Below are 20,149 nucleotides of genomic sequence, written 5' to 3'. Positions count from 1 at the left end.
CAACCATGCTTTTCCTGTTCAGACAACTCTCTGTGCATATCCTTCTTATTCTGCGTCTATACAAGCTATTATAATAAGGTAATGATTGTTTGTCTGTCATACTTGAATCAGCCAGATAATTACGATATAATCAATCAGAGAAAATTATTACTATTGTGGAGATTTATTATGAATAATAACTGTGTAATTCTTATTCCGGCTCTGGATCCTCCTGAGATATTTCTGTCCTATATTGATGAATTGATCCAGGTCGGCTTCAAAGATATTCTGGTTGTTGATGATGGCAGCCATCAAAAAAAGATTTTTGAAAAAATAGGCTCTCTTCCGCAGGTAACAGTTCTCACCCATCCCGAGAACTACGGGAAAGGACGTGCACTCCGCACAGGTCTTGCCTATTATAAAGATCATTATTCTTACGATGAATACTGTGGTGTCATCACTGCAGATTCCGACGGGCAGCATCTTGTCGACGATGTATTGAAAATAAGCAAAAGCCTTGCAAAAAGAGAAGACAAGATGATTCTCGGTGTCCGCGACTTCGATCAGAGCAACGTTCCTTCCAAAAGCCGCATCGGAAACAAACTGACCAGTCTCGGGTTCCGTGTATTGATCGGGCTCTCCGTTTCAGACACTCAGACCGGTCTGCGCGGGATTCCCAATCCCCTGATCGATCTCAGTCTTTCCATACCGGGAGACCGTTTCCAATATGAAACTGCGGTCCTGATCGAGACTGGAAAAGTATCCGGTTTCGAAGAAATCAAAATACAGACTGTTTATTATGACGAAAACAAAGGAACACATTTTAACCCGGTCAAAGATTCCATCCAGATCTTTAACCTGTTACTCGGTACCTTTTTCCGCTATATTTTTGTATCCTTAAGTTCCTTTGTTGTGGATATTCTGCTGTTTGCGCTCGGAACCAAACTGCTCTTCCCTGCTTTATCTGTGCGGATTCCGCTCTCTACAGCTTTTGCCAGAATTATTTCCGGGGCTTATAATTACGCAATGAATCGAAAAATTGTTTTTAAAAGCGACCGTTCTGTCGTATCATCCGGCTTCTCTTATCTGATGCTTTGCATCATCCAGTGTGCCGTTTCCGCAGGTCTGGTAACCGCCATCTGTTACCTGCTTCCATTGGATGAAGTTCCGGTTAAGGCAGTCGTCGACACCTGTCTTTTCTTTGTAAATTATAAAATTCAGAAAAATTATATTTTCAAAAACAAGGAGACTCTATGAAAAAGAAAAACTCAAACATTTGCCGTCTGTTTCTGACCCTTCTGGGTCTGCTGATGGCCATTCAAATCTGTTTTGGCTTCGCATGGATGGTGGTAAACCTGGCAAATATCCCGATCTTCGGAGACAGCACGGAATATTTTAACCTCAGCCAGACCCTCATGGTCGATGAGTATCGTCCGCTTTTGTATCCATTACTCATCCGGATCGCTGTAAAAATGGCAAATCATCTCCCGCTTGCCTACCAGACACTTGCCTATATCGGACAGACGCTTCTCTGCATACTTTCTGCGATTTTTCTGTCTGTACAGATTGACTGTCTCTTATTTCCAAATTTTAAAAAACAAAACAGTAAGCTGTTTTATCTGGGAAGTGTATTCACGGGCCTGTACATTACCTGCATCCCAATGATCACTTTTATGAATTTTTCTATTCTTACTGATTCTATCGCAACTTCTATGCTGATGCTTATGATCGGTGCACTGATTCATATTTTAAATGTAGATGCGGCTGACTGGAAAAGCTATCTGCTTGTCACTTTATCCATGCTGGTAGAATATACCATTCGAGCAGACAGACTTTACACCTGTACGCTGTTTCTTGTGATCAGCTTTATCGTACTGCTTGTAAAAAATCGTCACTCAGCTTTTTTCCGCAGAGGTATCCCTCTTGTCCTTGCTACAGTAATTATTTCTACCGGTGCTGCTACTGCTGTCAACAAAGCCACCCAGCACCCGGGAATTTATAATCGAATCCCGACCACATTCGGTTTTGTCCTTCTGGACCGGGTAGTATGGCCCAATATGACTCAAAATTACAACGATTTCTCTGATGAGATCAAATCTCTGATAACAGAGGATGATGCCCGGGAATTTGACCGACATAACAACAATGTCATGTACCAGATGGCGCCTCTTCTCCGTGAAAAAGCCGGCGAAGACAGGGCAGAAGAACTCTATAAAGAAATGGCATCCACTGTATTTAAAAATCAGCCAGGTAAAGTAATCTTCGATATTCTGGAAGATATCACCTGTGTGCTCTTTACTCCTGTCAGCGCTTTTCTCAGCATTTATGGTCTGGTAAATACTTCTGATGACTGGAATCTTCACTGTGTATCCCAGAACAGCCAGACATTTAGTACAATTTATTACAATTATTACCTGTACACTTTCATGTTCCTGTTTTTGATGAGCATACTCACAGGCATTGTACGTTTCGTCAGACGCAAACCTCAAAACATGAAAAAACATACGGCAGGAATTTCCCGTCTGCTTGCACCGGGTTTTCTCCTCTGCGTGATCATTGCGCTCTGGTTTTCTATCGGCGACGGTGCACCGCCGAATGACCGCTATGCTCTGCTTCATTATATTATATGGACACTTTGGGTTCTGGGGATGATCTCCCCGGAACTTTTTTATACAACTTTCCTCTTGTAAATCCATATTTCCTAGTGTATTATAAGGAAGATATAAGCCCTCACTCTGTTGAGGGTTCTATAAATTACAAAAAGATTAAAAGAATATAGGAGCGGATTTTATGTTTAAACGGTTCAGGGATGACATGAAGAAGTACTGGAAATATGCCATTTATTCTTCTAAAGCCCAATTGAAATCCGAAATTGCCAATTCCTATCTGAACTGGCTGTGGTGGATACTTGATCCTCTTTGCTTCATGCTGATCTATGTATTCATGTTCGGATACGTATTCAAATCTAAACAACAGTATTTTGCAATTTTCGTCTTTATTGGTATTACCCTCTGGGACTTTTTCAACAAGAGTCTTATTCAGAGTGTTAAGGTAATCAAAGCCAATAAGCCAATTGTATCAAAGGTTTATATTCCAAAGTTTATCCTCATCCTTGTTAAGATGGGTGTAAACGGCTTCAAAATGCTTATTTCACTGTTGATCATCGTTGCCATGCTCATTGTATGGCGTGTGCCAATGACATACAATGTGATCTACATTATTCCAATCTTAATGACATTAGTTGTTTTGGTTTTTGGATGCTGTTGTTTTCTTCTTCACTATGGTGTATTTGTAGAGGATCTTTCCAATGTATTAAACATTGTATTGCGTTTCCTGTTCTATCTGACCGGTATTTTCTGGAACATTATGGATCGTCTTCCGTCACCATACAATTACTACATCGGTCGATGCAACCCGATTGCATTCTTGTTGACATCTGCGCGTGACTGTGTAATCTATGGCAGTACTCCACACCGCAAGCTTTTGCTTCTGTGGTTTGTCATCGGGCTTATTATCAGTGCTCTGGGTGTCCGCAAAATTTACAAGAACGAAAACAGTTATGTAAAGGTGATTTAATATGGAAGAAAAACATGCAATTGAAGTTACAGACCTGGTTATCAGCTACCAGAACCTCAAAAAAACTTCTATCAAAAAAAATCTGCTGCATTTCAACCGCCAGAAGGCTGATCGTTTTGTTGCAGTAAAAGGCATTTCATTTTATGTACGCGAGGGTGAAATCCTCGGAATCATTGGAAAAAACGGATGTGGTAAATCCACTACCTTAAATGCCCTTGCCGGAATCTTTTCTCCGGACAGCGGTACAATCGATCTTCATGGACACAGTATTTCTCTTCTGTCTATCGGTGTTGGCTTTCAGCGTGAGATGACCGGACGTGAAAATATCATTCTTTCCGGTATGCTGCTTGGCTTCTCAGAAGAACAGGTAAAAGAAAAAGAAGCAGAAATTGTTGAATTTGCAGAACTCGGTGATTTTATCGATATGCCTGTACGTACTTATTCCAGTGGTATGTACTCCAAACTGGCATTCTCCATCACCGCTATCCTGGAGACTGATATTATGCTGATCGATGAAGTCTTAAGTGTCGGCGACCAGAAATTCAAGAAAAAAAGTTATGCAAAAATGAAGAGTCTGATTTCCAACAAAGACCGTACAGTTATTATTGTATCACACAGCCTGGAGACTCTCGAAGAGCTCTGCGATACCGTAATGTGGATGCACGATGGTCTGATCCGGAGAATCGGCGAACCGAAACCTGTTCTTGAAGAGTATGTAGATTTCATGGAAAAGAACTGATTTTTCAAATTTATTTATGTATGTCAAAAGCCCCGCATCAATACGATGCAGGGCTTTTTTATTTTATTTTTCTGTTGACTTATCTTCTGTCACATCTATACTTTCTGCTGAATCTTTCAGTGCATTTGTCTGATTGTCATTTACACCTTCCGATACTTCTTTCTGGAAGAAGATCTTCACTGTCATAAGAAGCAGTTTCAGATCTAAGAAGAACGAATAATTTTCGATATAAAACAAATCCAGCTTCAGTTTATCATATGGTGTTGTATTGTACTTGCCGTATACCTGTGCGTATCCGGTAAGACCCGCCTTTACTTTCAGTCGATAATAAAATTCCGGAATCTCTCTGCAGTATTCATGTACCAGCGTCTGTCTCTCCGGTCTCGGTCCGACCAGGGACATCTCGCCTTTAAATACATTAAAAAGCTGCGGCAACTCATCCAGATGGAGATTACGAAGTACTTTTCCTACCGGAGTGATCCTGCTGTCATGCTTTGATGCAAGACGTGCTCCATTTTTCTCTGAATCCACACACATGCTTCGGAACTTGCAGATTTTAAATGGCTTTCCGCCTTCTGTAAGCCTTTCCTGCAAATAGAATACCGGACCTCCGTCATACAATTTTACACACGCCGCAATAATCAGCATCAGTGGTGATGCAACGATAATTCCCAATCCCGAAACAACAATATCCAACAGGCGTTTCATGATTCTCTGTTCTACCGACAGCCCCATATTTTTGGCTACCAGCAATGGTGTATCAAACAGATGGATTCTTTCACTTCCCATCAGGATAACATCCGAGATCTTCGGACTCAAGTAGCATCGTATAGAATGTGCAAAGCAGTGTTTCAGATACTGGTTTCGGATTCCCGATGGAAGATCCCATATGATCACTCCGTCATATTCTTTCATCCGACGGTAAATTTCTCTTTCGCCGACACTGATATGAATCTTTCCACTGATATCGTATTTGTCTCTTCTGGAATTCATCTTCTGTATCAGATCACCCGGATCCCGGTCTCCGTAAATCACCAGAAGTTTCCTTGCCCGGTACAATTTGGAATATATATATCGTGAACCCCAGATCCACAGAAGAATGATCACAAACTGTACAATCGTCATCTCCACCATCGGCCATGGCCGAAGGAACCATCTGTTGATCAGTGTAATCTGGAAATAAGTCACAATATTTGTACAGAGCGTTGCCAGCGTCATAGAATAGAACACATCTATACGCTTCAGATAGCCAACCTTTAATCCACCATAAAGTCTTGAAAACAAGACATTGATCAATGCATAAATTGCGATCAGGACCCAGTTTCCTTTCCGCCAGAATGGTTCAAAGATTAACTCTCTGTAGTAATCATACCAGATATAAGCAAATACAGCCGTCTGTGCAATAACAACAATACTTGCAAGACAAAATACTATAAACCTTTTAAAATCTTCCCGTTTATTCACTGTAATCCTCTCATATGTCAAATTGTTATTTTCGATTTCCTTATTAACCTTATTATTATATCCTAAAACTTCTGTTCCGTCCAGCCAAATGCCCCTGTTTTCCAGTATATTCTAATCTTTTCTCGAAACTTTTCGTTTTTTTGTCACTTTTTCCTGTTTTTCTCGTACTTTTTTCTTTTATTTAATACAGACTTAACAATCGCTTTTTTTTTCTATCAACAAATCACACTTTTTTGTTCAAAAAGGTAGAAATGTTTTTGTTAAAAATGTATAATAGCTTTATAAGCAATATAAAAGGAAAGTGAGGGTTCACTATGAAACAAAACAACATGTTAGCGATGATTCTGGCCGGCGGACGTGGCAGCCGTCTTCATGAACTGACCAACAGAGTTGCCAAACCTGCCGTTTCATATGGCGGAAAATACCGCATCGTTGATTTCCCATTGAGTAACTGCGCTAACAGCGGTGTGGACATTGTCGGTGTACTTACTCAGTACGAATCCGTTCTTTTGAACAGTTACGTAGCAGCTGGCGGACGTTGGGGACTTGACGCAAGAGAAAGCGGAGTTTTCGTTCTTCCACCACGTGAAAAAGCAGATGCCGATCTGGATGTGTACAGAGGTACTGCTGATGCGATCTCCCAGAATATCGATTTTATCGACAAATATTCACCGGAATATCTGTTAGTTCTCTCCGGTGACCATATTTATAAAATGGATTATGATAAAATGCTGGATTACCACAAAGAAATGAATGCAGATGCTACCATTGCAGTCATTGAAGTACCGATGAAGGAAGCCAGCCGCTTCGGTATCATGAATACGGACGGGGCTGGACGCATCGTTGAATTCGAAGAAAAACCTGAACATCCAAAGAGCAACCTTGCTTCTATGGGTATTTATATCTTTAACTGGAAGCTTCTCCGTAAGATGCTCCTTGCAGATATGAAAGATCCTGATTCTCACCACGATTTCGGTAAGGATATCATTCCACAGCTTCTGAATGACAACAAGACACTTGCTGCCTACAAATTCAAAGGCTACTGGAAAGATGTCGGAACCATCGATTCTCTCTGGGAAGCAAACATGGATCTGCTTGATTCAAGAAACGAACTGAATCTGAATGATGCCTCATGGAGAATCTACACAGAAGACACGCCTACTCTTCCGCAGTACATAGGACCAAACGCAAAAATCGACAAAGCATTCATCACTCAGGGCTGCGTCGTAGAAGGTGAAGTAAAGCACTCTGTACTGTTCACCGGATGTAAGGTCGGCGAAGGCGCAAAGATCATTGACAGTGTACTTATGCCGGGTGTAGAAGTGGCTGCAGGTGCCGTTGTGCAGCGAGCTCTTGTTGCCGATAACATTAAGATCGGTCCGGAAGCTGTTGTCGGCAGTGCAGACAGCGAAAACATCGAACTCGTGTCCAAACGTGTAAAGGGGGTAGAATAATATGGCAAGAGCATTTGGAATTGTCACATCTTCCGGAACCCATATCAAAGTAGAAGGACTTCAGCAGTATCGTCCGATCGGTGCTTTTTCTTTCCTTGGAAGATATCGTGTCATTGACTTTCCTATTTCAAATATGAGCAACAGCGGTATTGACCGTATTCAGGTATACGTAAAGCGCAAACCACGTTCACTGGTAGAGCATCTGGGTACCGGGCGCCATTACAACATCAACTCCAAGCGCGGCAAGCTCCAGCTGATGTTCTCTCAGAACAGTTCTGAGAATGATGTATATAATACCGATATTTCCGCTTTCGCAGAAAACATTGAATTCATCGAACGTATGCGTGAACCATATGTAATCATTGCTCCATCCTATATGGTATATGCAGCAAACTACAGTGAACTTCTTCAGGCACATATTGATTCCGATGCTGATATCACTCTTCTGTATCATTCCGTTGATAACGCAAGAGAAGCTTTCCTTAACTGCGATATTCTGAATCTAAACAAACAGAAGGGTGTCGAATCCATCGAAAAGAACCGTGGAAGCGCCCAGAAACGTAACATCTTTATGGATACTTACATCATGAAGAAAGAACTCTTCATCGAACTGATCAAAAAGGGCAAGAAAATTTCATCCATGTACACCCTTCCACAGATCGTAGCCGCTTCTCTTGGTGAGCTGGATGTTCGTGGTGTTTCACACAGAGGCTATTTTGCATCTGTTACTGACTTTAACAGTTACTATAATGCAAATATCTCTCTGATTGATATCAAGACTGCCGAAGGACTCTTCAATCCGGACTGGCCGATTTATACCAAAACCAACGACTCCTGCCCGACACAGTATCTGGAGGGTGCAGATGTCAAAAATTCTGTTATTTCCAACGGCTGCGTGATCGAGGGAACGGTAGAGAACTCTGTTATCGGCCGTGGCTGCCAGATCAAACCTGGTGCTGTCGTTAAAAACAGTGTTGTATTATCTCATACTGTTGTTGGCGAGAATGCTCATATTGAAAATCAGGTAATGGACAAATGGGCCAAAGTCATTCACGGCAATGAGATCATTGCAGAGGAAGGACATCCGGGATATATCCGCAGAGACGACATTCTCTAATGACCGAATCATTTATTAAAAATATTCCCTAACCTTCAAGAGGGCTGCCACAGTGATTATGTGAACAGCCCTCTTGATATCTTTCTGTTATATACTACACCTGAGTTTCTTTTTTCTCTTCTTTCATCATTGAAATATATTCATATTTCGGAAGCAGTGATGTTCCTTTGTACTCTTTACGATACTGTGTAAAAATGCGCTCCATAATATCTTTAATTTTACTTTCTTCTGTTTCAAAAAGAATGATCAGATACTGCATGGAACTGTAACGGGTGCATACATCCACACTCCGGATCTTTTTGCAGATTACATGTTCCATACATTCCAATGCCTCTTCGATGCTTTCAATATGCGGTGCAGAATCCGGCTGAGTTTCCATTGTTACCATTACAAGATGATATTCGTATTTATACCGTGCACTCAGATGATTCATATATTCGAATACCCGGGCAAAACCACGATAATCGAGATTGAATACACCGGAATATTTTCCACTGTCATGCAATGCTTTCGCAATCATTTTCAGGTCTTTTCCGGTTCCGGCACTGCCAGACTCTTCATTTTCCATCTGCTGATAGAAGAAATAACTTCCCTTTCCATTCTGCTTCACATAATACAGCGCCTTATCTGCTTTTGAGTAACATTCCTCAAACGGATCACCTTTGTTTACTTCACAGATTCCGGCTGAAATATCTGCAAAACGGATCTCCATATCTTCCTCTTTGCACTGCTCGAATTTCTTCTGGATCCTTGTCACAATATCGATGATTTCTTCCTTCGAAACCTCCGACACAAACATCAGGAACTCGTCACCACCCAATCGGCAGACTACTGAATGCTGCGCATGCTCCATAAGCAGTGAACCGAAAAGTTTCAGCGCCCGGTCACCTGCCTTGTGTCCGTAAATATCATTGGTCTTTTTGAGATTATCCATATCCAGAAATACCAGATAGCCATTGTCCTGCTGCATAAACTGCGCCGCAAGTTTTTCGCCGCGGTTTCTCATCGGCAGTCCGGTCAGGAAATCGAATCCCTCGCTTTCTTCCTGTCTTTTCATCGTACTCATAACACTGGTTATAAATCTCTCAAACTCAAATTCTGTGTCCGAATCACCGTCTTCATCGATTGCCACACGATTTTCATCCAGCAGTTTCAAAAATACATCCGCAATATCCGGATCAAACTGCTTTCCGCGGCTCTGTAATATTTCATTATAAATTATTTCATCTGCCAGCGGATTCCTGTAAATTTTCCTTGATTTCATTGCATCGTAGCTGTCTGCTATCGCAATGATTCTGGCATACAGCGGGATTTCTTCTCCTTTAAGACCATCCGGATATCCCTTTCCGTCATATCTTTCATGATGGCTTCTTGCCACTTCCTTCACATGATCGATCAGAGTGATATTTTTCAGTATTTCCGCACCGATGATCGTATGTTCTTTAATTACCGCATATTCCTCTTCCGTAAGGCGTGTCGGTTTGTTCAAAATTGAATCTGGAATACCAATTCTTCCGATATCATATAAATGTGCTGCATTTCTGAGATTTCTGATTTCTTTTTTGTCCCATCCCAGTTCTTCAGCAATCAGCACCGCATATTCTGCCACACGATGAGAATGTCCTCTGGTGTATTCGTCTTTTGCCTCGATCGTCGTGGACAGCGTCTGCATCATCTGAAGCGAAATTGCCTCCATCTGATTCCTGCGCTCATCCATTTCTATCTTCTGCCGTCCACGCTCCATTGCCTGAATATCATGAATTGTTTTTATCAGATTCAGAATCAGCAGTATAGTCATTCCAATACCGATAAATATTCCGGATATCGAAACTACAAAATAAGTTGAAAGTGACTCAATCAATACACAGAGCATGGCAAATACAAGCCCGACCAGTGTATACCCACTTCCCTTGAAATAACCTTTTTTGTGGTCCTCAAATATCGTCACAAACACGATCACAACTGTAAGCGCAGTAAACTTCATTCACCACACCGGAATATTTGTCAGTATTTGTCCTCAGTTCAATACGAACTTCCTTGCCTGCATCTGCCGCAGATGTCGGACAGAACACATAGCTGCTTGCTGAATTCTTACCGACAAGCCGTGTATGCGAAGTATCATACCCCGCACGCAGTTCTCCTCCCACATAAAAAACAATCGACTGGAGCGATGAACGGATCATCAGTGTACTCTCTGTATAATCATCCGGAAGTTGCGTTACGATCGTCATGGTGTCTCTGGCTGGCACTTTATATTTTCCCGGAACCTGAATTGCCTCGCTGCTGCCGTCAGACTTTTGCCATACAAAATCACCCTGATAAAGAATCTGACTTTTGGAAGTCCTCTCACTGTATTTTCCCGGTCCGAAAAATTGCAGTATTACGACAATAAATGCGCATAATATCATCAGGCCATAAAACAGAAACCGCTTTTTTCGATTATCTGCATAACTTTCTTTTGTCAAAATCATTCTCCTTGATCGTATAAAATATAAGATTTTTTTCACAGTATACATTCGCTTATTCTATCTGTTTTACAATATTTTGCACTATATCTCAATCATACTGAACAAAAATACCGCCAAATGAAAGATACTTTTTTCCTTCATCTGGCGGTTGTATTACATAGTCAGATTCTATTATAAAAGAACTGTGATCGTCAGTCCGTTTCCTGTTTTGTTTTCTGCGGTAATCTTACCTTTGTGCGCCTGCACGATTGCCTGTGCTACGGACAAACCGATACCGGAACCTCCTGTACCGGAGTTTCTCGAACTGTCAAGGCGGTAGAATCGCTCAAACAGCACATCCAGTTTTCCCTGCGCACGGATATTTTTCAGTACCGTGATGCCATCCATCTTCGGCATCATAATATCCAGAATTGCACCGTCATAATGATCCGCTAAGTACACTATAAAGGTGGAACTTTAATTTTACTTTAAAGCAGCTGTGAAGATTCTGTGTATTTAATTTTTGTTATGATTTCTGTTTTTATCTGTAGTAATGTCCCCCGGTAAAGGCTACTACAATACATTCTGCTCCCTCTATGATCAGGAATGCGCCTACCAGAACACCCATCGAGAAAATCGTGATCATCGGACGGAAGATCAGAAGAATTCCGACGATCAGTCCCAGAATGTTCAAAATCAGTGAGATTGTATAATAAGTCATTCCGAAGTGCATCTTCATATACTGAAGATGGGAAAGTCTGGAAATACAGTGTGCAATGATCCAGATTGGAAGAATCATTGCGATTGCCCATGTGCCTGCTCCCGGATGTGCGATCAGCATAAATCCTGCCATAATTCCAAGGATTCCGGTCACCAGAGAAACGACCGGTCCGAAACCTGTAAATCGTTCCATCTTCACATACAGGACAATGTCTCCGATTCCACTTATAACGGCTATCACCCCACACAGGATTACGATCCATGTGAGAACACCAACCGGCTGACGCATGATCACAATGCCGAGAATGATCAGAATCAGACCCATAATCAGTTCAAACCATCCGATATCAGACTGTCTTTTCATTGTTATCCGCCTCCTTTGCCTCAATTGCTGTTTCAGGTTTTGCTTCTGCCTGTACGTTATTGCCGTTCAGGATTGCCATAAACTCGTCACCGGTGATTGTTTCTTTTTCATAAAGATAGTTTGCAAGATCATCCAGTTTCTGACGGTTATCCAGAAGGATTTTCTTTGCTTTTTCATGCTCTCTCTTAACGAGTTCCACAACCTGGCGGTCAATTTCTTTCTGTGTATCCGCTGAGCATGCAAGGGATGCATCTCCTCCGAGATACTGGTTTGTCACTGTTTCCATTGCCACCATATCAAAATCATCGCTCATGCCATAACGGGTGATCATGGAACGTGCAATCTTGGTTGCCTGTTCGATATCGTTGGAAGCACCTGTTGTCACTTCACCAAAAACAACTTCTTCTGCGGCACGTCCACCGGTGAAAGTCGCAATCTTATTTTCCAGTTCTTTCTTCGTGAGAAGATATTTATCGCCCTGCTCTACCTGCATGGTGTAGCCAAGTGCACCGGAAGTTCTCGGGATGATCGTGATCTTCTGAACCGGTGCGGAATGTGTCTGCATGGCTGCCACAAGAGCATGTCCGATCTCATGGTATGAGACGACTTTTTTCTCCTGTGCAGAAAGTATTGCATTTTTTTTCTGATAACCTGCAATAACGACTTCTATGCTCTCCTCAAGATCTGCCTCCGTCACCACTTCACGGTTGTCGCGTACCGCACGAAGCGCGGCCTCATTCACGATATTTGCAAGTTCCGCACCAGACGCACCGGATGCCATTCTTGCAATCGTATGGAAATCTACATCATCAGAAAGCTGTACTTTCTTTGCATGTACCTTAAGAATTGCTTCACGGCCTTCAAGATCCGGAAGTTCTACAGGTACACGGCGGTCGAAACGTCCCGGACGGGTCAATGCCGGGTCAAGAGATTCCGGACGGTTGGTTGCCGCCAGAATGATAACTCCATTGTTGCCCTCGAAACCATCCATCTCCGTAAGGAGCTGGTTCAGAGTCTGTTCGCGCTCATCGTTTCCGCCTGCCATCTGTCCGTCACGCTTTTTACCAATGGCATCGATCTCATCAATAAACACGATACACGGAGCTTTTTCTTTTGCCTGTTTAAAGAGGTCACGAACTTTCGATGCACCCATGCCGACAAACATTTCCACAAATTCAGAACCGGACATGGAGAAAAACGGCACATTGGATTCTCCGGCTACCGCCTTTGCCAGCATGGTCTTACCTGTTCCGGGAGGGCCTACAAGCAAAACACCCTTCGGCATAGATGCACCGACTTTTGTATATTTCTCCGGATTATGCAGATAATCCACGATCTCCTGCAGGTTTTCCTTTGCTTCTTCCTCACCTGCCACATCACTGAAGCGGATTCCTTCTGTTGACTGTACATAAACCTTTGCGTTGCTTTTTCCCATTCCGAATGCCATCGAGTTTTTGCCGCCCATCTGATTCATCATCTTGCGGCTCATATACTGGCCGAGTGCAATAAAGATCACAAGCGGAAGAACACCTGTCAGCAAAAAGCTTGCAACCGGAGACATCTGCTGGTCAATTTCTTTTGAAAATTTTGCTCCGGCTTTGTAAAGACGCTCTGTCAGTGTCGGATCTTCCATCACACCGGTCTTGTAAACCGTATTTGCATCATCCTTATCGGTAAAAAGGATCTGGTTATCCTCAATCTGTACGTCATCGATCTTTTTGTCCTCGATCTTTGACATAAACGTTCCATAGTCCACTTCCTTGACCATTGTTTTTGTAAGCATCGGTGTCACAAGCACATTAAAAACAATAATGATAAGAAGCACGATGCCGTAGTAATAAAACAACGGTTTCTTCGGAGATTTTACTTCCTTCATTCGTAGTTCCCCCTGTCTGAGTTTCTTTTTATTTTCACATATTATAATACCTGATTCTGCCGTTTTATATAGACAAAACCGGAAAAGTGTTCGCTTTTTCCACACTTTCCCGGTTTTGTCCTGTATTTTTCTTTTTCAAACGCTCTCTATCGATATGGATTCAATGCCTTTTCTGCAAGATCCGGAAAGTTTCCGATAATTGCATGCACACCGATCCGTGCAAAATATCCCATACTGAGGTAGAAAATACTCGCGAGTACTGCGTCATTTGACGCAGCGGTATTTTCCTTCCCAGTATGGGATCTGTCTGTCGTATATACTATATTATTATTTAAACTCAGAACCTGCGGAAGCGCGTGTACCTGTGCTCCAGAAGTTCCTCTTCTGATAAGCTGTCATATTTTTTCAGAAAATCGTCAATCCGGTTATCCAGTTCTTCCGTTACCTGCCACATACTTTCCGGTGTCAGATTCTCCGGTTCCGGGATCACCTGCTCAATGATTCCCTTCTCATAAAGATCAGCAGCCGTCAGCTTCATAACCTCTGCCGCCTCTTTTGCCTTCGTACTGTCTTTCCAGAGAATACTCGCAAAACCTTCCGGAGAAAGAATGGAATACACGGAATTTTCCAGCATCCATACCTGATCTCCTGCTGCAAGTGCAAGCGCACCGCCACTTCCGCCTTCTCCGGTCACAACCGAAAGAACCGGTGTTTTCAATCCGGCAAGTTCCCATAAATTACGGGCAATCGCCTCACCCTGTCCGCGTTCTTCCGCTTCGATTCCGCAAAATGCCCCCGGCGTATCAACAAAACAGATAACCGGACGGTGAAATTTCTCCGCCTGTTTCATCAGACGCAACGCTTTGCGGTAGCCTTCCGGCATCGGCATACCGAAGTTATGTGCAATGTTTTCTTTCGTGTTTGTTCCTTTTTCCTGTACAATGACTGTGACCGGTCTGCCGTGAAATTTCGCGATTCCACCGATGATTGCCTTATCATCACCGTAATTGCGGTCACCATGGAATTCCATAAAATCTGTAAAAAGAGCTTTTATATAATCACTGCCGGACGGACGGTCGATCTTACGTGAAAGCTGCACACGATCCCATGCTGTGAGGTAAGGGTTGATGTCGGCAGACTCAAAATCTGACTCCGATGAAGATTTCGCTGAGTGCATTTCATCTATTGAATCGTCTGAGGAATTGGAGATCTCATGCATCTCCAGAATCTTCCCAAGCGTCTCTTTCAGATTCTCACGTCTTACAATATCATCAACAAATCCGTGCTCTACAAGAAATTCTGCTCTCTGGAAACCCTTTGGCAGTTTCTGGCGAATCGTCTGCTCGATCACACGAGGTCCCGCAAAACCGATCAATGCCCCAGGTTCCGCAAGAATAATGTCTCCCAGCATCGCAAAACTTGCCGTCACTCCACCGGTCGTCGGCTCAGTCAGAATACTGACATAAAGAAGCCCTGCTTTACTGTGGCGTTCAAGTGCCGCGGACGTTTTTGCCATCTGCATCAGAGATGTGATTCCCTCCTGCATTCTGGCTCCACCGGAACAGGCAAAAATAATGACCGGAAGTTTCTCCTTAGTCGCGCGTTCTACCGCTCTCGTGATTTTTTCTCCGACAGCCCAGCCCATGCTCGCCATCAGGAATCTTCCATCACAGACAGCAATTACGGTTTCCCTTCCGTTAATTTTTCCTTTTCCCGTGACAACTGCCTCTTTCAGCCCACTCTTTGCCTGAAGAGCATTCACCTTTTCCGGATATCCCTTATAATTCATCGGATTTTCACCGATCAGGTCATGATCCCATTCCTCAAAGGTTCCCTCATCCAGCACCATCTGGATTCTGCGATATGCATGAACACGAAAATATCCGCCACATTTCGGACAGGTATAATGATTCTGTTTGACATCTTCTGTGATGATCGCCGCACCGCATTTGTTGCACTTACGAAGAAGTCCTTCCGGCACTTCCGGTCTGGAAGCGCGTGCTGCATTATGGCTCTGTATTCTGGAAACAATTCTTGTCTTTTTGAACATGTTATCCAATTTCATAATCGTCAGTTCGCCTCCATCCGCTCAATAAATTCCACATCGGTGTTTCCTGATTGAAAATCCGGGTTCTCCAGAATCTCATACTGATAGTCTACATTGGTGTCGATTCCCTCGATGATCACCTCACCAAGCGCACTCTGCATCTTGCGTATTGCTTCTGTACGGTTCTTTGCCCACACGATCACCTTCGCGATCATAGAATCATAATACGGCGGGATCGTATAACCACTGTAAACTGCGGAATCGATACGAATTCCTTTTCCTCCCGGAAAATACATATCCGTGATTGTGCCCGGTGAAGGTCGGAAACCTTTCGCTGGATTTTCTGCATTGATCCTACACTCAATTGCATGACCGGTCAGATGAATATCCTCCTGGCTTAAGGAAAGCGGCAGTCCGGATGCAATACGTATCTGCTCTTTGACAAGATCCACACCTGTTACCCACTCGGTCACCGGATGCTCAACCTGAATACGGGTATTCATCTCCATAAAATAGAATCTTCCTTCTTTATCAAGAAGAAACTCTATCGTTCCGGCATTTTCATAACCGGCTGCTTTTGCTGCCTTTACGGCGGCATCACCCATTTTCTTACGAAGTTCCTCTGAAATCACTTCGCACGGAGATTCCTCGATCATCTTCTGATGATTTCTCTGAATAGAACAGTCACGCTCGCCCAGATGAATCACATTTCCAAACTTGTCCGCCATGATCTGAAATTCAATGTGTCTCGGATGGCGCACAAAATGTTCTACATACATGGTAGAATCTCCAAAAGCCATCTGCGTTTCTTTCTGCGCGGTGCGGAAACTTTCCTCAAAATCCGCCGGTGTATCAGCCACACGCATGCCTTTTCCGCCACCGCCAAGCGCGGCTTTAATAATAACCGGATATCCGATCGTTTCCGCTTCTTTCTGCCCTTCTTCTACTGTGTAGATTGGATTTTTGCCACCCGGAATGATCGGAACGCCAGCATTTGCCATGGTATTTTTTGCCGCCTGTTTGTTACCGAGACTTGCGATCACATTTGCCGGAGGTCCGATAAATGTGATGTTGCACTGCTCACAAAGTTCTGCAAAACGGCTGTTTTCCGAGAGAAATCCAAATCCCGGGTGAATTGCATCGGCGCCTGTAACAATTGTTGCACTGATGATGTTTTCCATGCTGAGGTAACTCTGGGAGGACGGAGCCGGTCCGATGCAGACTGCTTCATCTGCAAGCTGTGTATGCAGGGCATCTCTGTCTGCCTCTGAATAAACAGCTACGGTCTCTATTCCCATTTCTCTGCATGCACGGATGATCCGCACAGCAATCTCTCCCCGATTTGCAATCAGCACTTTTTTAATCATTGTGTGTCACCTATCCAATCATAAAAGTCAGTTCTGCATCAACAACTACTTTGCCATCAACGCTTGCAACCGCATGGCCGACGCCAACCGGTCCTTTGCATTTGATAATCGTTGTTTCCAGACGGAGCTTGTCTCCCGGAACAACTTTTCCGCGAAATCTGCAGTTTTTGATTCCGCCAAAATATGCAATCTTGCCTTTGTTTTCTTCGAGACTCAAGATTGCCACAGCACCTGTCTGTGCAAGTGCTTCCACCATCAGGACTCCCGGCATGACCGGTTCCTGCGGAAAATGTCCCTTAAAAAAATCCTCACGAAAAGTCACGCATTTATAACCGATGGCAAACTTACCCGGCTCATAATCCTCGATATAATCCACAAGAAGAAATGGATGTCTGTGAGGAAGAATCTGTTCTATTTCTTTTACACCTAATCTATTCATAATCTATACTCCCGTTCGCAATGAACAACTTATACACATTGCTTTCTTAGTACGTCCGAATTGTCCACTCTTTTCTCCGTAACTTTACACAATGCGGAACAATGGCTGTCCATACTCCACTGCCTGTCCGTTCTCTGCATAAATTTCTGCAACTTTTCCGTCAAAATCACTCTCAATCTCATTCATCAGCTTCATCGCTTCTACAATTGCAAGCGTCTGACCTTTTTTTACCTGATCACCGACAGAAACAAACGGTTCTGCGTCCTCCGATGGTGCTGCATAAAAAGTTCCGACCAGTGGAGATTTGACAATCTGGCCTTCCGGCTCATCTGATTTTTGCTGTACAATATCTGACTCTTTCAGTCTTGTATTTCCTGCTGTCTGCATATTTTCAAGTCCCATAACAGGTATATCAGATGTATTTCCTGCAACCACCACAGTTTCTTTTTTCTTTTTCAGATGAATGCTGCTTCCGTTTTCTTCATAGGAAAACTCTGTCAGCTCAGAGTCTGACACAGTTTTTATTAATGTAAGAAGATTTTCAAATTCCATTATTTATCAACCCTCATATTTCTTTACAAGAAGTGTTGCATTGTGTCCGCCGAATCCGAGTGAATTGCTCATTGCATAGCGGATTTCTTTGTCAATCGGTGCACCGATCGCATAATTCAGATCACACTCTTCATCCGGCTCCGTTGTTCCGACTGTCTGATGGATAAAACCATCTTCCAGAGATTTAACACATGTCACAAACTCCACACCACCGGCTGCTCCAAGAAGATGTCCGATCATGGATTTTGTAGAATTTACAACAAGATTTTTTGCCGCATCACCAAATGCTTTATGGATAGCTCTTGTCTCAAACAGGTCATTGTGATGGGTACTTGTTCCATGTGCATTGATATATTCAACCTCGGATGGCTGTACACCCGCTTCTTCCATGGCAAGTTCCATTGCTCTGGCCGCTCCTGCCCCATCCTCTGCCGGGGATGTGATATGAAATGCATCTGCTGTTGCACCATAACCAACCAGTTCTGCATAAATTCTGGCACCTCTTGCTTTTGCATGTTCCAGTTCTTCAAGAACAACGATTCCGGCGCCTTCCCCAAGTACAAAGCCGCTTCTGTTTTTATCAAACGGAATGGACGCTCTTGTGGTATCTTCTGTTTTAGTAAGTGCGGTAAGTGCGGTAAACCCGGCTACACCGGTTGGGCAGATACAGCTTTCGGTTCCTCCTGCCAGCATAACCTCTGCATCCCCGTACTGAATCGCACGGAACGCATCGCCGATACTGTGTGTTCCCGAAGCGCAGGCTGTCACAACGTCAGTACATTTGCCGCGAAGCCCAAACTGAATGGAGATATTTCCTGCTGCCATATTGGAGATCATCATCGGCACCATCAGCGGATTAACTTTTCCCGGTCCCTTCGTGATGATTTTTTCATAGTTATTTTCAACCTGCGGAAGGCTTCCGATTCCTGATCCGACGATCACGCCGACACGGAAAGAATCTTCCTTTTCCATATCAATACCGGAATCTTCAAGTGCTTCTTTTGCCGCCGTCACTGCATACTGGCAGAACGGATCCATACGTCTTGCCGATCTCGGATCCATATGGTCTTTTGCATTAAAGTCCTTTACTTCTGCGGCAATTTTTACTTTGTAATCTATGGTGTCAAACTTTGTAATCGGTCCGATACCGACCTTTCCGGCACGGATACCTGCCCAGAAATCTTTTACATTATTTCCAATAGGAGTAACCGCGCCAAGCCCGGTAACAACTACTCGTCTCTTGCTCATATGACCATACCTCCGTCAACCTGAATTACCTGTCCTGTAATGTATGCTGCATCATCTGAAGCCAGAAAAGCTACTGTTTTTGCAATGTCTTCAGGTTTGCCAAAATAACCGAGCGGAATCTGTGCGGCAGATGCTTTTTTTACTTCTTCGGATAATACTGCTGTCATTTCTGTCTCAATAAATCCCGGTGCCACTGCATTGACTGTAACCCCACGGGATGCAAGTTCTCTTGCCGCACTTTTTGTCATGCCGATGATTCCTGCTTTGGATGCCGCATAGTTTGCCTGTCCTGCATTTCCGGTGATTCCGACTACAGATGCCATACTGATAATACGACCACAGCGCTGGCGGAGCATCTGTCTGGAAACAAAACGCATCATATTGAAAGCTCCCTTGAGGTTGACATCGATTACACTGTCAAAATCTGCTTCTGACATTCCCATCAGAAGTCCGTCTTTTGTGATTCCGGCATTGTTTACCAGAATGTCGATACTTCCATGTGTTTTTACGATATCTTTTACTGCTCTTTCACAGGCCGCAAAATCAGCCACATTCCACTGTCTGATTTCTGCCTCGCCACCTTTTTCCTCAATTTCTTTCTGTACTTCTTTTGCACGTTCTTCCGAACCATTATAATTGATCACAACTGCTGCACCTCTTGATGCAAGTTCCAGGGCAATGGCTCTTCCGATTCCTCTGGATGCGCCGGTCACAACAGCTACTTTCTTTTTATTCTGCTCTGCCACTTATTTCTCTCCTC

18 protein-coding genes are annotated in these 20,149 nt (G+C 43.4%); 6 read left to right on the top strand and 12 right to left on the bottom strand.

Annotated elements, in window-relative coordinates; translation table 11 throughout:
* The first annotated feature begins 168 nt into the window (after positions 1-168).
* From DWW86_RS07545 to DWW86_RS07530, 4 genes are all read left to right on the top strand, one after another.
* A complete protein-coding gene (locus tag DWW86_RS07545) occupies positions 169-1,236 on the top strand; it encodes a bifunctional glycosyltransferase family 2/GtrA family protein (RefSeq protein ID WP_072522682.1) in 1,068 nt (355 codons plus the stop codon).
* Complete coding sequence (locus DWW86_RS07540) at positions 1,233-2,669, top strand: hypothetical protein (RefSeq protein ID WP_117942741.1); 1,437 nt, start codon at positions 1,233-1,235, stop codon at positions 2,667-2,669. Before DWW86_RS07545 ends, DWW86_RS07540 begins: the two co-directional genes overlap by 4 nt.
* 100 nt (positions 2,670-2,769) lie before the next feature.
* On the top strand, positions 2,770-3,555 hold the full coding sequence (locus DWW86_RS07535) for an ABC transporter permease (RefSeq protein ID WP_072522680.1): 786 nt from the start codon (positions 2,770-2,772) through the stop codon (positions 3,553-3,555).
* A 1-nt stretch (position 3,556) separates the two neighbouring features.
* On the top strand, positions 3,557-4,294 hold the full coding sequence (locus DWW86_RS07530; RefSeq protein WP_072522679.1) for an ABC transporter ATP-binding protein: 738 nt from the start codon (positions 3,557-3,559) through the stop codon (positions 4,292-4,294).
* 63 nt (positions 4,295-4,357) lie between these two features.
* On the opposite strand, the gene DWW86_RS07525 is transcribed toward DWW86_RS07530, so the two are convergent.
* Positions 4,358-5,758, bottom strand: coding sequence for a sugar transferase (locus DWW86_RS07525; RefSeq protein ID WP_117942740.1), 1,401 nt, complete (start codon positions 5,756-5,758; stop codon positions 4,358-4,360).
* Positions 5,759-6,072: 314 nt separating this feature from the next.
* Between DWW86_RS07525 and DWW86_RS07520 the strand changes: the two genes are divergently transcribed.
* Together DWW86_RS07520 and glgD are read left to right on the top strand one after the other, a co-directional pair.
* Positions 6,073-7,212, top strand: coding sequence for a glucose-1-phosphate adenylyltransferase (locus DWW86_RS07520; RefSeq protein WP_015540659.1), 1,140 nt, complete (start codon positions 6,073-6,075; stop codon positions 7,210-7,212).
* Position 7,213: 1 nt separating this feature from the next.
* Positions 7,214-8,329: a glucose-1-phosphate adenylyltransferase subunit GlgD gene (gene glgD, locus DWW86_RS07515; protein WP_117942739.1), complete on the top strand. Its 1,116-nt coding sequence runs from the start codon at positions 7,214-7,216 to the stop codon at positions 8,327-8,329.
* Between the two features lie 94 nt (positions 8,330-8,423).
* Here glgD and DWW86_RS07510 read toward each other — a convergent pair whose 3' ends face one another.
* The 11 genes from DWW86_RS07510 to fabG all read right to left on the bottom strand — a co-directional run bounded on the left by DWW86_RS07510 (position 8,424) and on the right by fabG (position 20,135).
* Positions 8,424-10,313, bottom strand: coding sequence for an HD domain-containing phosphohydrolase (locus tag DWW86_RS07510; protein ID WP_117942738.1), 1,890 nt, complete (start codon positions 10,311-10,313; stop codon positions 8,424-8,426).
* The gene (locus DWW86_RS07505) at positions 10,264-10,794 is read right to left on the bottom strand and encodes a hypothetical protein (protein ID WP_117942737.1); all 531 of its coding nucleotides are present in this window, start codon (positions 10,792-10,794) and stop codon (positions 10,264-10,266) included. Before DWW86_RS07505 ends, DWW86_RS07510 begins: the two co-directional genes overlap by 50 nt.
* A gap of 174 nt (positions 10,795-10,968) precedes the next feature.
* Positions 10,969-11,238 carry an ATP-binding protein gene (locus DWW86_RS07500; protein ID WP_286187674.1) on the bottom strand — a complete coding sequence of 90 codons (270 nt, stop codon included), beginning with the start codon at positions 11,236-11,238 and terminating at the stop codon, positions 10,969-10,971.
* Between the two features lie 79 nt (positions 11,239-11,317).
* Positions 11,318-11,860, bottom strand: a complete 543-nt coding sequence (locus tag DWW86_RS07495; protein WP_117942736.1) for an HdeD family acid-resistance protein — start codon at positions 11,858-11,860, stop codon at positions 11,318-11,320.
* Positions 11,844-13,736: an ATP-dependent zinc metalloprotease FtsH gene (ftsH, locus tag DWW86_RS07490; RefSeq protein WP_117942735.1), complete on the bottom strand. Its 1,893-nt coding sequence runs from the start codon at positions 13,734-13,736 to the stop codon at positions 11,844-11,846. The genes DWW86_RS07495 and ftsH overlap by 17 nt, the downstream gene beginning before the upstream one ends.
* A 337-nt stretch (positions 13,737-14,073) precedes the next feature.
* Entirely contained in the window at positions 14,074-15,801 is a 1,728-nt protein-coding gene (locus DWW86_RS07485; RefSeq protein ID WP_117942734.1) for an acetyl-CoA carboxylase carboxyltransferase subunit alpha, read from the bottom strand.
* A 5-nt stretch (positions 15,802-15,806) separates the two neighbouring features.
* Positions 15,807-17,150, bottom strand: a complete 1,344-nt coding sequence (locus tag DWW86_RS07480; RefSeq protein WP_072522671.1) for an acetyl-CoA carboxylase biotin carboxylase subunit — start codon at positions 17,148-17,150, stop codon at positions 15,807-15,809.
* 10 nt (positions 17,151-17,160) lie between these two features.
* Positions 17,161-17,589, bottom strand: coding sequence for a 3-hydroxyacyl-ACP dehydratase FabZ (gene fabZ, locus DWW86_RS07475; RefSeq protein ID WP_015540652.1), 429 nt, complete (start codon positions 17,587-17,589; stop codon positions 17,161-17,163).
* A gap of 84 nt (positions 17,590-17,673) precedes the next feature.
* A complete protein-coding gene (gene accB, locus DWW86_RS07470) occupies positions 17,674-18,141 on the bottom strand; it encodes an acetyl-CoA carboxylase biotin carboxyl carrier protein (protein WP_117942733.1) in 468 nt (155 codons plus the stop codon).
* A gap of 6 nt (positions 18,142-18,147) precedes the next feature.
* Complete coding sequence (fabF, locus tag DWW86_RS07465) at positions 18,148-19,389, bottom strand: beta-ketoacyl-ACP synthase II (RefSeq protein WP_117942732.1); 1,242 nt, start codon at positions 19,387-19,389, stop codon at positions 18,148-18,150.
* Positions 19,386-20,135 (bottom strand): 3-oxoacyl-[acyl-carrier-protein] reductase, encoded by a 750-nt coding sequence (gene fabG / locus DWW86_RS07460; RefSeq protein ID WP_117942731.1) that lies wholly within the window; start codon positions 20,133-20,135, stop codon positions 19,386-19,388. Before fabG ends, fabF begins: the two co-directional genes overlap by 4 nt.
* Between the last annotated feature and the right edge of the window lie 14 nt (positions 20,136-20,149).

This window comes from Ruminococcus sp. AF17-22AC (genome assembly GCF_003460065.1).
GTDB lineage: Bacteria > Bacillota > Clostridia > Lachnospirales > Lachnospiraceae > Blautia_A.
This window is presented reverse-complemented; position numbering and strand designations above follow the sequence as displayed.

Excerpts from the sequence above, each read along its gene's own strand:
- DWW86_RS07545 (WP_072522682.1), top strand. The coding sequence starts at position 169 with ATGAATAATAACTGTGTAATTCTTATTCCGGCTCTGGATCCTCCTGAG.
- DWW86_RS07540 (WP_117942741.1), top strand. The coding sequence starts at position 1,233 with ATGAAAAAGAAAAACTCAAACATTTGCCGTCTGTTTCTGACCCTTCTG.
- DWW86_RS07535 (WP_072522680.1), top strand. The coding sequence starts at position 2,770 with ATGTTTAAACGGTTCAGGGATGACATGAAGAAGTACTGGAAATATGCC.
- DWW86_RS07530 (WP_072522679.1), top strand. The coding sequence starts at position 3,557 with ATGGAAGAAAAACATGCAATTGAAGTTACAGACCTGGTTATCAGCTAC.
- DWW86_RS07520 (WP_015540659.1), top strand. The coding sequence starts at position 6,073 with ATGAAACAAAACAACATGTTAGCGATGATTCTGGCCGGCGGACGTGGC.
- glgD (WP_117942739.1), top strand. The coding sequence starts at position 7,214 with ATGGCAAGAGCATTTGGAATTGTCACATCTTCCGGAACCCATATCAAA.
- DWW86_RS07510 (WP_117942738.1), bottom strand. The coding sequence starts at position 10,313 with ATGAAGTTTACTGCGCTTACAGTTGTGATCGTGTTTGTGACGATATTT.
- DWW86_RS07495 (WP_117942736.1), bottom strand. The coding sequence starts at position 11,860 with ATGAAAAGACAGTCTGATATCGGATGGTTTGAACTGATTATGGGTCTG.
- ftsH (WP_117942735.1), bottom strand. The coding sequence starts at position 13,736 with ATGAAGGAAGTAAAATCTCCGAAGAAACCGTTGTTTTATTACTACGGC.
- DWW86_RS07485 (WP_117942734.1), bottom strand. The coding sequence starts at position 15,801 with ATGAAATTGGATAACATGTTCAAAAAGACAAGAATTGTTTCCAGAATA.
- DWW86_RS07480 (WP_072522671.1), bottom strand. The coding sequence starts at position 17,150 with ATGATTAAAAAAGTGCTGATTGCAAATCGGGGAGAGATTGCTGTGCGG.
- fabZ (WP_015540652.1), bottom strand. The coding sequence starts at position 17,589 with ATGAATAGATTAGGTGTAAAAGAAATAGAACAGATTCTTCCTCACAGA.
- accB (WP_117942733.1), bottom strand. The coding sequence starts at position 18,141 with ATGGAATTTGAAAATCTTCTTACATTAATAAAAACTGTGTCAGACTCT.
- fabF (WP_117942732.1), bottom strand. The coding sequence starts at position 19,389 with ATGAGCAAGAGACGAGTAGTTGTTACCGGGCTTGGCGCGGTTACTCCT.